Annotated in this window: 9 protein-coding genes; 4 read left to right on the top strand and 5 right to left on the bottom strand. The window is 71.9% G+C overall.

Translation table 11 applies throughout. The annotated features are described in order from the left end of the window. The first annotated feature begins 5 nt into the window (after window positions 1-5). The 4 genes from BIU97_RS07170 to BIU97_RS07155 are packed head-to-tail and all read left to right on the top strand — an operon-like array spanning window position 6 to window position 5,586. A complete protein-coding gene (locus tag BIU97_RS07170) occupies window positions 6-1,730 on the top strand; it encodes a glycosyltransferase family 2 protein (RefSeq protein WP_083420839.1) in 1,725 nt (574 codons plus the stop codon). A gap of 36 nt (window positions 1,731-1,766) precedes the next feature. Further along, window positions 1,767-3,845 carry an acyltransferase family protein gene (locus BIU97_RS07165; RefSeq protein WP_071297308.1) on the top strand — a complete coding sequence of 693 codons (2,079 nt, stop codon included), beginning with the start codon at window positions 1,767-1,769 and terminating at the stop codon, window positions 3,843-3,845. A 36-nt stretch (window positions 3,846-3,881) separates the two neighbouring features. After that, window positions 3,882-4,547 (top strand): SGNH/GDSL hydrolase family protein, encoded by a 666-nt coding sequence (locus tag BIU97_RS07160; RefSeq protein WP_175472422.1) that lies wholly within the window; start codon window positions 3,882-3,884, stop codon window positions 4,545-4,547. Between the two features lie 46 nt (window positions 4,548-4,593). Beyond that, window positions 4,594-5,586, top strand: a complete 993-nt coding sequence (locus tag BIU97_RS07155) for an acyltransferase family protein (protein ID WP_083420836.1) — start codon at window positions 4,594-4,596, stop codon at window positions 5,584-5,586. Here the strand turns inward: BIU97_RS07155 and BIU97_RS07150 are convergent. The 5 genes from BIU97_RS07150 to BIU97_RS07135 all read right to left on the bottom strand — a co-directional run bounded on the left by BIU97_RS07150 (window position 5,583) and on the right by BIU97_RS07135 (window position 12,297). Further along, complete coding sequence (locus BIU97_RS07150) at window positions 5,583-6,635, bottom strand: glycosyltransferase (protein ID WP_071297305.1); 1,053 nt, start codon at window positions 6,633-6,635, stop codon at window positions 5,583-5,585. The two genes, BIU97_RS07155 and BIU97_RS07150, sit on opposite strands and share 4 nt — an antisense overlap. 22 nt (window positions 6,636-6,657) lie before the next feature. Then, window positions 6,658-6,813, bottom strand: coding sequence for a hypothetical protein (locus BIU97_RS18025; protein ID WP_175472420.1), 156 nt, complete (start codon window positions 6,811-6,813; stop codon window positions 6,658-6,660). A 101-nt stretch (window positions 6,814-6,914) separates the two neighbouring features. After that, complete coding sequence (locus BIU97_RS07145) at window positions 6,915-9,497, bottom strand: glycosyltransferase family 2 protein (RefSeq protein ID WP_071297304.1); 2,583 nt, start codon at window positions 9,495-9,497, stop codon at window positions 6,915-6,917. Next, window positions 9,497-10,942 carry a glycosyltransferase family 2 protein gene (locus BIU97_RS07140; protein WP_071254583.1) on the bottom strand — a complete coding sequence of 482 codons (1,446 nt, stop codon included), beginning with the start codon at window positions 10,940-10,942 and terminating at the stop codon, window positions 9,497-9,499. The genes BIU97_RS07145 and BIU97_RS07140 overlap by 1 nt, the downstream gene beginning before the upstream one ends. Then, entirely contained in the window at window positions 10,939-12,297 is a 1,359-nt protein-coding gene (locus BIU97_RS07135; RefSeq protein ID WP_071254585.1) for a rhamnosyltransferase WsaF family glycosyltransferase, read from the bottom strand. The genes BIU97_RS07140 and BIU97_RS07135 overlap by 4 nt, the downstream gene beginning before the upstream one ends. Between the last annotated feature and the right edge of the window lie 19 nt (window positions 12,298-12,316).

Genomic DNA, 12,316 nt, shown 5'->3' with positions numbered 1-12,316 from the left:
AGCACGTGCCAGCCCCCCTGCTCTCGGTGGTCATCCCAGCGCACGACGCAGCCGAGTGGATCGAAGAACTCCTCGACAGTGTGCTCGCACAGGACATCGCCGCGATGGAGGTCCTCGTCGTCGACGACCGCTCAACGGACGCGACGGCCGAGCTGATCCGGGCCTCGGCCGCCGAGGACAACCGGGTGGTCCTCCTGCCGTCGTCGGCTCCCGGTGGAGCGGGCGCGCGGAACACGGGCGCCGTCGCAGCGCGTGGCGAGTACCTCGTCTTCGCCGATGCGGACGACATCGTGCCGACGGGCTCGTACCGCGCGATGGTCGACTCGCTCGAACGGTCCGGCGCCGACCTCGCCGTCGGTGACCACCTCAAGTTCTCACCGAACCGAACATGGAGCCCGACCGAACGGTGGCACCTGTTCGACCACGCGGCGCAGCGCACGACGCTCGCCGAGACGCCTGCGCTCCTCACCGGTCGAGCGTGCTGGAACCGTGTCTTCCGGAAGTCCTTCTGGGAAGGTGCCGGTCTGGCGTTCCCCGGCGTCGGCCATGCCGACGACATCGTTCCGATGACGCGCTCCGTCCTGCTGGCCGAGGCGATCGACGTCGTCCCGGTCTGCGTCTACCTCTACCGCGAGCGCGCCGGCGGGGTGGACGGGTCCATGTCGAACCGCACGGACGAGCGTTCGTTCATCGACTACCTGGTCGAGGAGACCACTTGTGCGTCGCTCGTCGCCACGGCGAGTCCCGCGATCATCCGCCAGCAGTCCCTGCTCGTCCTCGACGCCGACGGGTGGGTGCACCTCGACCGCTACCTCGCGCAGCTCCCCGAAGGTGCGGTCGTGCCGGATCACGTGCGGCATGCGTTGTCCGGGTTGCTGGACGAGCTGGACGCTTCCGTCCTCGACGAAGCCGCGCCGCACCGACGCTGCCTGTTCGCCCTGGTCTGGTCGGGACGCTTCGACGTCGCCGCGGAGTTCGCTGCGGCGTTCCGTGCCGATCCGATGGACCCTCGCCACCTGCTGGACGGGTGGGTGGCCGCTCTCGGAGCACTGCTCGACGCCCCGGCGCTCGTGCCACTCGACCGTGGCGCCCTCGCCACTGACGGCATGCTCACTGCGTTCCTGCACAGTGCCGAAGCGGTCCTCGACGACGACCTCCGCCCCCTGGTCGAGGCTGCCGGTGACGTGCTCCGCCGGACTCCGTCGGGCGGAGACCGGTCCGAACTCCTCGCAGCGATGCGCCGCGCGGTCCTGACCGGCGACCTCCGCGCAGCGCGGCGGGTCTCCGCGCTCCGGCACCACGCGCCGGTCGTGGTCGACCGCGTGACGCCGACCCGCGACTCGCTGCTCCTCGAGGGCCCGGCGCCGTCCGACCGTCTCGGCGACTCGATGCGCTTCACGGCGCGCTCGGCGGACGAGGTCGTGGCATTCGACCTCCAGACCGGGGACGGGCGGTGGTCCGGACGGATCACGGCGGACCGTCTCCCGCCGACGCGGTGGACCACGTCGGTCACCTTCGCGATCTCGACCATCGAGGTCGAGGTCCCGCTCGTGACCGCACGGATGCCCCTACCGCCGCTCGACGACGAGCACCTCCTGCAACCACTGAGCGACCGCCGCGACGGCTGGCGGTTCCTGGTCGACCGTCGGTCAGCCCGCACCCTGCTCAGCCGTGCGAGATCGTTCGTGCGTCGTCAACGGACGTCCCGCGATTCCCCGCCGCTCCGGTAGCATCGGCGGGTGCGTCGAGCGGATGACGGGCCCGCTGTGCCCCAGCGAGGGTTCCGGGCCGACATCCAGGGGCTGCGGGCCGTCGCCATCGCGCTCGTCATCCTGTACCACCTCTGGCCGAATCGTCTCCCCGGCGGGTACGTGGGCGTCGACGTCTTCTTTGTCATCTCCGGCTTCCTCATCACCGGCCACATCATCAAGGCGGCCGAGCGCGAGCGCCCGGTGCCGATGCTCGTCGGCTTCTACGCGCGGCGCATCCGCCGACTTGCACCAGCAGCCGTCGTCGTGCTCGTCGCGGTCCTCGCCGGCACGCTGCTGCTGCTGCCGCCGTCGACCTGGGGAGCCACGGGTTCGAACGTCCTGGCGGCTGCGCTGTTCTCCGAGAACTGGTTCCTCGCCGCCCAGTCGGTGAGCTACCTCGACGCGGATGCGGTGCCGTCGGCCGTGCAGCACTTCTGGTCGTTGTCCGTCGAGGAGCAGTTCTACATCGTCTGGCCGCTCGTCCTGCTCGCGGCGATCACGTTCATCGCTCGACGACGAGCGGCGTGGCTCGTGGTCGTGATCGGTGCCGTCGGCGTCGCGAGCTTCGCCTGGGGACTGCTGCACACCGCGAGCGACTCCGACGTCGCCTTCTTCGACACGTCCGCCAGGGTGTGGCAGTTTGCAGTCGGGGCGCTGGTGGCCTTCCTCCCCACGCCCAGGGCCCGCGTCGGTCTCTGGGCGCCCTGGGCCGGGTTGGCCGCGATCGCGGTCGCGGCGGTGTCCTTCTCGGAGTCGACGCCGTTCCCCGGCACCGCGGCACTCGTGCCGACGCTCGGTGCTGCCGTCGTGATCGCGAGTCGGGCACCCTCGGACGCATCGTGGTCGTTCGGGTTCCTCGCATCGTTCGGCCCGATCCGCTGGCTCGGCGACGTCTCCTACTCGGCGTACCTCTGGCACTGGCCGCTCATCATCCTGGCACCGCAGGTACTCGGTGTGGACCTCGGCACCCGGCTGAAGATCGGGATCCTCGCGGCCACCGCAGTGCTGGCCTGGGCCTCCTACCGGTTCGTCGAGACGCCGGTCCGGCGGAGTTCGCTCCTCACCAGGACTCGACGGCGCAGCTTCGTCGCGGGCGGCGTCACGCTCGCCGTGCTCGTGGCGGGCTGCTTCGGGACGGTCAGCGTGGCGACCGCGCAGATGCGGGCGTCGGACGACCGCCTTCTGGCGCAGGTGACGGGAGGGCAGGAGTGCTTCGGCGCGGGCGCGATCGGTTCGGCGTCCTGTCCGAGTCCCTGGGGGGAGATCGACACCGCTGACGTCCCGGCGCCGTTGTCGGACAAGCCCTTGGTGTGGAAGGACGACTGCATCGACGACGTGACCGAGAACACCGAGAAGTTCTGCACCTACGGTGATCCGGAGGCGTCGGAGACCGTCCTGCTCTGGGGAGACTCGCACGCCGGCGCGTGGTCGAGCGCCTTCGACGTCGCCGGCAAGCTCGACCACTTCAGGGTGATCGTCGCGGCGCGCAACCGTTGTCCGTCGAGCTCGAGCGCCCCCACCGGAACGACCTACGGTGACGTCATCCCGCCCGAGCAGCGCCGTTGGTGTGACGCCCGCAACGACTGGGTGCTGAGGACCCTCGTCCCCAAGGCCGACCGCGTCGTCCTCGCGGACCTCTGGGCGAACTACCGCTTCGCCGGGGGAGAACAGTCGCAGGCCGACGGGTACGCGGCGCTCATCGACCGCGTCCGTGCCGGCGACCGACCGGTCACCCTGATGCAGCACGTGCCGCTGACCGGGAAGACCCTCGAGAACAAGGTCATCGGGCCCTCGTGCCTGGCATCCGGACGAGAGTGCTCGAACGCACTCGAACACGCGATGCCACCGTCGACGTCGTTGCCGTTGCGGCTCCTCGCCGACGCTGGGTACGGGGACAGCGTGCGGTGGGTCCCGGTCGAGTCCCGGTTCTGCCACGATGGTCGCTGTTGGTCGGCGATCGGCGGAGTGTCGGTGTACTTCGACGGATCGCACCTGTCGAACACCTACAGCGCATCGCTCGGTCCGTGGCTCGCGAAGGCGCTCGATCGTTCGGAACCACTGCGGACCGTCGAACGTTCTCCCACCGGAGGATGACGATCCCACCCGCAGCCGTGCGGGAGGATGGACGACGTGCCTCGTTCTCGCTTCATGGTGACCCTCTTCGCCGCGCTGGTCGTCGCCCTGGCCGCCCCGCTCGTCACCGTCCAGCCCACCACGCTCCAAGCAGCCGAGGTCGCACCGAGCAGAGACCTGCGCGTCGCGGTCGTCGGTGACTCCCTGAGCGCTGGCCGTTCGGGTTTCCTCGGGAACGGGCTCGATGACGAGAGCTGGATGTCGTACGCGCAGGGCGACGGGATCGTCTTCGCTGGCGGTTGGGCGCGAGCGGGTGCGACGCCGGACGAGATGGCCGCGGCTGTCCGACCCGTCGGGCACGTCGACGTCCTCGTGATCCTGGCAGGGACGAACGCGGTCCGGCTCGGGCGGTCACTGCACGACGAACGGCAGGCCTACGAGCGCATCGTCGAGACGATCGGCGCGAGCGAGGTCGTCGTCGCCGACATCCCGCCGTACCGGTGGAAGCCCGAGGAGGCACGCACCTACAGTCGCGAACTCCGTATGTTCGTCGCATCGCGTGGTTGGCGCTGGGTCGACCCGTGGGGCTGGGCGCGCTCGGGATCGGGGTGGGCCGACGGCGTGTCCAGCGACGGGACACACCCGGCGGATGCCGACGAGTACGAACGGCTGGGCGCGGCGTTCCGCGCGATCATCTTGGGCAACACCTCGTCCTCCGCGTGACCAGCGCGGACGAGGGTGCCGCTCCGACGGATCGATAGCATGAGGCATGCTCTTGACGCCCGAGACTCCGGATCACCTCGCCCCCCGGGCTCGAGGAGCTGAGCGCTCGGTCGCTGTCGACTTGGTCCGGGTGATCGGTGTCGTGGCGATCGTCGCGGGGCACACCTGGGACCAGCGCCACTTCGCCCAGGCGGGTCTGTACACGTGGCACGTGCCGGTCTTCTTCGTCCTGACGGGCTACTTGTGGAAGCCCGGGAGGTCCGCGGGGGACGAACTGCGGCGACGTGCTCGGACACTGCTGGTGCCGTACGTCGGCTGGCTCCTCCTGGTCGCGGTCACCTGGACCGCGTTCCGCGCGGCCGTCGGGGATCCACTGGACACGAAGACCCTCTCCCTGCTCCCGCTCGGTGGCGACTGGATCTCCCGGCCCTACACGGCGTTCTGGTTCGTGACCTGCCTCTTCGCGGCTGCTGTGCTGATGCGCTGGTCGGAACGCGTGCATCCGTTCCTGCCGTGGTTCCTCGCCGGGCTCGGCATCGCGTGGTGCATCGGGGACCGGTACCCGCTCGCGCACATCCCGGAGTCGGTGGGCACGGCACTTCCAGCACTGGCCTTCCTGCTCGTCGGCAAGCTGCTGCGCCACTTCCGGCACACGATCGATCAACCGCTGCTTACCGGACTCGTCCTGCTGATCCCCTCTTGGTGGCTCGGGTGGTCCGGTGCGCTCGACACGTTGAACATGAAGTCCGGGAACCTCGGTACCCCGGTGCTCAGCGTGCTCATGGCGGCGGCGATCTCGTGCGGCCTCCTGCTCGTGGCGGAGTCCCTCGAACGGTTCATCCCGGCCTTCGGGCGGAAGGTCGTGTTCACGATCGCAGCGTGCGCCATCCCGGTCATCCTCACGCACACCCTGTCACTCGCGATCACGGAACGGCTCGGGTTCCCGTCGTCGAAGTGGACGTTCCTGATCGCCCTCCTCGCGCCGCTCCTCGTCGCGCTCGTGCTGCGTCTGACCCCGGCCAAGCGCGTCCTGTTCTAGCGGCGGAGAGTGTCGAGCAACTCGGCGTACCGCTCCGATCGCACGAACGGAGCCAGCCGTCGGCTGAACCGCTCCGCGCCCCCGGGGCTGGGCGCCGACGCGCCCAGCACCGCAGCGAGCGACGACGCCGGTTCGGCGGTGTCGAACCACCGCACCCACTCTTCGTCGCCGAACTCCACGCGCAGGTGCGGCTCGTCGGGCAGCACCGAGGGGAGCCCGAACGACGCTGCGAGGTGCAGGGCGCCGGAGTTGAGCACCCGGCGGTAGGGGAACACGGCGACGTCGGCGGCTCGGAACCACCGTTGGACGTCGACGTCCGCGACGTGGTCGTGCTCGCGCACGGCGCGGACGTCGTCGCCGAGCATGAAGTCGATCGCTTCGCGGTCCCGGGCGGAGGTCCGACCGGCGAGCAGGAGCACCGGCCGCTCCGTCGGAGCGATCCGCCGGACGGCGTCCACCAGCACGTCGAGGCCCTTGTACGGGCGCATCTGCCCGAACGCCAGCACGGCTCGGTCGCCCTCGTCGATACCGAGTGACGCGCGCGCGTCGGCGCGGGTCATCGTCGACGGGTAGACGCCCTGGTAGCTCGGGTGGGGGATGTGGACGACCTTCGCCGGGTCGAGCCTGTAGAAGTCGCCTACTGCGTCGGGAGTCGCCCGGTTCATGACGTGCACGACGTCGGCGATGTCGGCCAGCCAGCCGGCCAGTTCGACCTCGAGGTCCAGGTGTCGGGCGTCGTGGGGGAGCACGTTGTGGACGGTCCAGACGAGGCCCGCGCCCCGCCCGCGTGCCCCGTCCACGGCAGCGCGGAAGCGATCGAGCCGCGCCCGTGCCTGAACCATGTCGTCGTTCTCGCGTTGCACGATCGGGGACGTCCAGTGCACGTGGACGACGTCACCGGTGCCGAGCCGGCCGAGGTGCTGCTCCAGCTGCTCCAGGCGCAGGCTCTCGAGGACGTTCCAGCCGCGAGCCCGCGGGGCCAGCAGCATCAGGTTCAGGTAGGGGTTGTCCCGATAGGCCGGGAACACCGCGAGGGAGCGATCGGGCACCGCCCGATCCTACGGGGAGTGGTCAGTCCAGCGTGGCGACCACGTACTCGGCCTCGTGCAGGACGGAGCAGAACGCCCGCCCGGCGTGGTCGAGCGCGTCGCGCCGACTGATGACCGCGTCGCACACCGCGCACCTGGTCGTGAAGGTCGACCGCACCGCATCGGAGAGAAGGGACATGCGGACATCCTGCGCGCCGGAGGTGAACGGCAGGCTTCGCCCACCTCCGAGCCTGGTGAACGATCCCGAAGAACCCGCCTCGGAGGCGAGCGAGACTCGCGTCAGGACCCTCCGAGCGCCTCGATGACCCGGTCCGCGGAGCCGGACACCACGGCGGCGAAGTCCTGCTCGGTGGCGATCTGCCCCGCAGCGAGCCACACGACGTTGCGGGCGCCGGGTTGCGGCACCCACACCGGTCCGTCGCCGGGGCCGCCTACCAGGACCGTGACATCGTCGAGCGACGCCGATCCCCGGTACCAGGACGTCGGCACGTCCACCTGCACGTCGTGCCCGGCTGCTGCGAGCCGGCCGAAGAGCGCGGTCACGTCGTCGCTGCGGGAGCCGTCGTGCTTCACCGCGATCCGCAGCGCCGCGCCGGCCGCTTCCCGGTGGTCGCGGACGACGAGGGGCCGCGAGGACCGCACCATGACGGCGTGCCCCTTCGGCAGCCCCGGCTCGACGCCGAGCCAGCGCAGGCCTGCCGCCTCGTACCGCGGGGCGGCGTCGGCGTCGGGGTAGCGTCCGCGCCAGCGTTCGTCGAAGACGCGCCGGTTGTCGATCCGTGCGTCGTCGCGTCCGGGGGAGCGGCTCTCGTGGTGGACGACCACGGAGGACGGCACGACGGCGAACGACGAGCCGGTCGGGGACGACGCCAGGGCGCGGAGGCAGAGGTCGACGTCCTCGAGCCCGTTGGCGTACACCGGGTCGAACCCGTGCCAGCGGATCAGGTCGGCGGCGCGGAAGGCGGCTGCAGCTGCGGTGATCGCCGAGAAGCGGCGGGCCGACGGGTCGGCGAACGCCCGCGATGCGTCGTACCGGGGGTGGTCGCCGAGGAAGTGCCACGGCAGCACCTTGTCGCCGCCGAAGACGGTGCCGGCGGCCTGCACGACGCCGTCCGGGTAGACGAGCAGCGGCTGCGTGCCGAGGACGGTCGGGTCGGCGAGCGCGGCGACGAGCGGGCGGAGCCAGCCGGTGGTCACCTCGGTGTCGTTGTTGAGCATGACGACGGTCGCGCCGGTCGAGCGTGCCAGTCCGAGGTCGCTGCCGAGCCCGAAGTTCCGGTTCCGGTCCTCGCGCTGCAGGACCACCCGCGGCTCGTCGCCGAACCACGTGCCGAGCACGGCGCTGACGGAGCGCGGCGATCCGTTGTCGACGACGACGACCTCGACGTGGTCGCCGTCGTGGTCGGCCGCGCTCAGCACGGCGTCGACGGCACGGCGGGTCATTGTCCAGTCGCGGAACACGGGCATGACGACCGACACGAGGTCGGCGTCGCGGTCCGGTGCCGCCCCGGCGAGTGCGTCCCAGTCGATGCGGTGGCGCGCGAGTGCGACCTCCTGCCACGACGCGGGCTGCGCGGACGACACCCGTCGCGGATCGCGGACGTTGTCGTAGTCGACACCGATCACCGGCACGTACGCGGGCACACCGAAGCGGGCACCGATGCGGAGCAGCCACTCCCAGTCGATCCAGCGCCGGAGGGTCTCGTCGAAGGGACCGACCGCCGCGGCGACGTCCCGGCGCACGACCAGGGCGTTGAGGTCGATGAAGTTGCCGGCGAGCAGGTCCGCGAACGTGCCGTCCTCGCCGCGGTACGTCTCGACCGGCGCGGTGGAGTCGTCGGCGTTGTTCGCGCCGATCATGCGCACGCCGGTGTGCACGCCGGGGCCGCCGGTCTCGAGCAGGACGGCGAGGGCGGCGGACAGGTGCGCGGGGCGCCAGGTGTTGTCGGCGTCGAGGAACGCGACGAAGTCGCCGCGGACGGCGGCGAGCCCGGTGTTCCGGGCAGCGCCGGCGCCGCCGTTCTCGCGCTCGAGCAGCCGGATCCGGGGGTCGCCCTCGGCTCGGCGCCGGACGACGTCGACGGTGTCGTCCCCGGACCCGTCGTCGACGACGAGCAGCTCCCAGGTGGTGTGCTCCTGCGCGCGGACGGAGTCGATGGCCGCGCCGACGACGTCGGCTCGACGGTGCACCGTAATCACGACCGACACGAGGGGCTGCTCGGCGGCACGTCGCGCCGCGCCGCGCGGCGTGCGGGCGAGGACCTCGGTGGCGTCGGGGCCGTCCCAGGTCGTCCGGTAGCGGCGCCGGGTGCGGTGCTGCGCCTCGGCGAACGCGCGGGCCGCCGAGACGGCTGAGTCGCGCGCGGCGCCCCAGGTGGGTGCCGGGCCGCGTCGGCCGGGAGGCGCGGGGAGCGTGGTCGTGTCCGTCACGTTCCGCAGGAAGTGGCGGAGCGCGTCAAGGGTGGACGACGGGCGGTCAGCCTCCGGCAACGAGGCGGCGTACACACCGGCGTCGAACAGGGGGCCGGTCTGGAAGAGCTCGGGGCCCTCCTGGTGCAGGGCGTCGTACCAGGACATCGTCGGCACGGGCTGGTGCTCGCGCATCCACTCGTGCTCGACCAGCGGGCTCAGGGAGAGCCCGCGCCGGCCGTCGTTGTGCACGTAGAAGGCGATCGCCTCGTCGTCGCTCGCGAACGTGCGGCCGGTCTGCGCCTCGAGGTACGCGCGGTCGGTGATCCCGAACTCGGCGATGCGGCGCGCCCAGCGGTCCAGCCGATCGGTGACGGTCAGGGGCTTCTCGGGGCCGCGGAGTCCGCGGGCGAGTCGCCGTGCGACCCGGCCGAGCCCCCCGTTCTCGGCCATCAGCGACGCCCCGGCAGCCGCGCGGCGACCTTGGCGATCGCGTTGCCGGTGCGGAACGAGCGGCTGGCCCGCAGGTCGTCGAGCTCCCTCCGCAGCCGGGCGACCTCGTCGGCGGTGCCGGCGGCGGCGCTGTCGGCGGCGACCAGGTCGAAGGGCAGCATCGCCGCCCGACGCGCTTCGAGTGCGGCCGCGATGCCGTCGACGGGGGCCATCAGGCTGTTCTCGACGCCTTCGCGCGCCGACTCGAGCTCGTCGATCCCGGTGACCTCGGCGAAGCGGTCGACGAGCGCCGCCAAGACGTCGCCGCCGGTGCGGTGCACGCGGGACGACCACGGAGCACTCGGGGTGTCCGTGCGCACGATCACCCAGTGCAGGGCGCGGCGGTTCGCCAGGACGAGCGCCGCCGGCGACGGGTCCACCATGATCGTCAGCGTCACGAGGTCGTCCGGGTCCGGGTCGTCGGCCGTGACCGTCCACGTGGCAGGGGCCGACGTACCGGCGGGGAGCCGGGCCTCCACCGCGAAGCCGTCACCGAACGCGAGGTCGACCTGCCGAACCCACGCCGCGGCGTCGTCGACGTACCGCAGGTCGACCGCCAGCCGCGCTGCCGGACCGGCCGGCACGAGCACGTCGGCGAACCGCTCCGTGGCCGTCGTGCCGTGCCGCTGGTAAGCGGCGACGGCGTCGGGCAGGAACGGGTACCGACGCTCGAGCTCCCGCTGGTGCGCCGCTCGGAGCGCGTTCCGGTTGCCCGAGAAGCTCTTGCCGCCGGCGTGCAGGACGAGCGCGCGGTTCGCGATCTTCGCCAGCCAGCCGTGCGCGGCGATGCGCAGGCAGTAGTCGTTCTCCTCGCCGTAGCCGGGCGCGAAGGCCTCGTCGAACAGGCCGTGCTCGGTGACGAGCGACCGGCGGGTGAGGAAGCAGAAGCCCATCGCGACGGGCATCACCTGCGAACGGGGCAGCAGTGGCGCGATCTCGGCCCAGACCTCGCGGGTACGGGCCTCGGTGCGAGCGGCCCCGCGGTTCGTCAGCCGGTAGGGGATGCTCGCGATCGTCGCGTTGTCGCTCCGTGCGGTGACGACGCCGGTGCGGTCCTCGTCGAGCACCTCGAGCATCGCGTCGAGGAAGCCCGCAGTCGGCACCGCGTCGCTGTTCAGCAGGAGCACCGCCTCGTCCTCGGCGCCGGTGTCGAGCTCGAGCACGGCGCGGTTGCAGGTGCCGACGAAGCCGAGGTTGCGCTCGTTGCGCTCGTACCGGAAGCCGGCGTGTCCGGCGACGCGCTCGAGCACGGCACGCTCGATGGTGTCCGCGTCCGGCCCGCAGTCGTTGAGCAGCAGCACCCGGTGCACACCGGTGTCGAGGTGCTCGAGGAGGCCGTCGACGCACCGCAGCAGCGACTCGAGGTCGCCGTAGATCGGCACGACGACGAGGGTGGGACGGGTCATCGGGCGGTCTCCTCGTGGGTGAGGGCTGCGGCGAGGGCGGCGACGGCCGCGTCGAGCGGTCCGCCGAGCCGGTCCCCGGCGAGCGGGGTCCAGCCGGTGGGGCCGTCGGCCGCGGCGCGTCGGACGGCGTCCGCGACGGCGAGGCCGAGGGACCGGGCGTCCGCGGGGACCGCAGCGAGGTTCGGGTGCAGGTCGCCGCGCGTACCGCGGAACTCGTTCGTCACGACCCGGGCACCCGAGACCGCGCCGTCGAACGGCGGGTGGCTCGGGTGCGGGCTGTGCTGCAGCGAGAGGACGACGTTCGTCGACGTGATGAAGCGGAAGTAGTCGTCCCACGGCATGGTGCCGTGCGACACGAGCTTCACGTCGCCGCGTCCGCCGTCGAGTTCGACGTCGCCGTGCTGCTCGCCCGCCGAGTGGAACTCGACCCGGATGCCGTCGGACGCGAGCTCCTGCACGGCCACGCGCAGGGCGGCGACCCCGAGACGGAACAGGTTGCGGTGCTTGCTCGGGCGGCCGTAGAACAGGACCCGGACGACGTCCTCGTGCTGCCGCGCTGCTGCCACGCGCTCGAGCAGGTCGAGGTCCAGGTGCGGCGCGAAGGTCTGGTCGCTCCCGACGTCGAGCCCCTCCACGTCGGCGAGGTACCGGCGCAGGGGCTCCGAGTTGACGAGCATGCGGAACCCGGCGCGGTAGGTCGAGGCGGCGACGGCGTACTCCGTCGACCACGGACTGAACCCGGGCTCGTAGTCCTGCACCAGGTAGACGACGTGCTCGCGGGGGACCACCCCGGCGGTGACGGCGACGTCGAGCGGGTGCGCGGTCTTCCAGTGCGTCGCGATCCAGACGTCGTCGCGGCCGAACGTGGTGTCGAGGACGTCCTCGCGGCGGACGACCCGGACGCCGGGACGGCCCTCGACGCGGGACTCGGGGAACCGGTCGGCGATGAGCGCCTCGGCCGCGGCGGCGCTGTTGCCCGGCGTCGTCCACCGCACCATCACGACGCGCACCGGCCGGTCCAGCTGCCCGCCGAGGGCGAGCGCCACCGCGATGGCGGTCTGCACACCGGCGAACGCGGCGCCCTCGCGCAGCTCGTCGACGACGAGCACCACCTCGGGGGCGCGGTCGACGGTGGTGATGCCGGCGATCGCCAGGCTCGTCTCGACCAGTCCCTCGAACGGTCGTGCGGTCAGCGGTGCCCGGTCGCGCTCACGGCGGGCGACGCGGACGTCCACCCGGGACACCGTGCGGCCCAGTCGTTCCCGGACGTCGTTGCGGTAGTGGCCGTCCCGGGCGTAGCGCTCGTTCACCCGGACGAGGTCGCTCACGAGGCGCCGTGCCTTCTCGAAGTTCATCGGCGCTCACGTTACCGGG

Origin of the sequence: Curtobacterium sp. MCBA15_009 (genome assembly GCF_001864895.1) — a bacterium.
Classification (GTDB): domain Bacteria; phylum Actinomycetota; class Actinomycetes; order Actinomycetales; family Microbacteriaceae; genus Curtobacterium.
The sequence above is the reverse complement of the archived record's forward strand: the minus strand, read 5'-3'. Positions and strand labels throughout refer to the sequence as shown.

Coding starts and splice junctions, on each gene's coding strand:
- BIU97_RS07135 (WP_071254585.1), bottom strand. CDS start 12,297: ATGAACTTCGAGAAGGCACGGCGCCTCGTGAGCGACCTCGTCCGGGTG.
- BIU97_RS07140 (WP_071254583.1), bottom strand. CDS start 10,942: ATGACCCGTCCCACCCTCGTCGTCGTGCCGATCTACGGCGACCTCGAG.
- BIU97_RS07155 (WP_083420836.1), top strand. CDS start 4,594: ATGCTCTTGACGCCCGAGACTCCGGATCACCTCGCCCCCCGGGCTCGA.
- BIU97_RS18025 (WP_175472420.1), bottom strand. CDS start 6,813: ATGTCCCTTCTCTCCGATGCGGTGCGGTCGACCTTCACGACCAGGTGC.
- BIU97_RS07145 (WP_071297304.1), bottom strand. CDS start 9,497: ATGGCCGAGAACGGGGGGCTCGGCCGGGTCGCACGGCGACTCGCCCGC.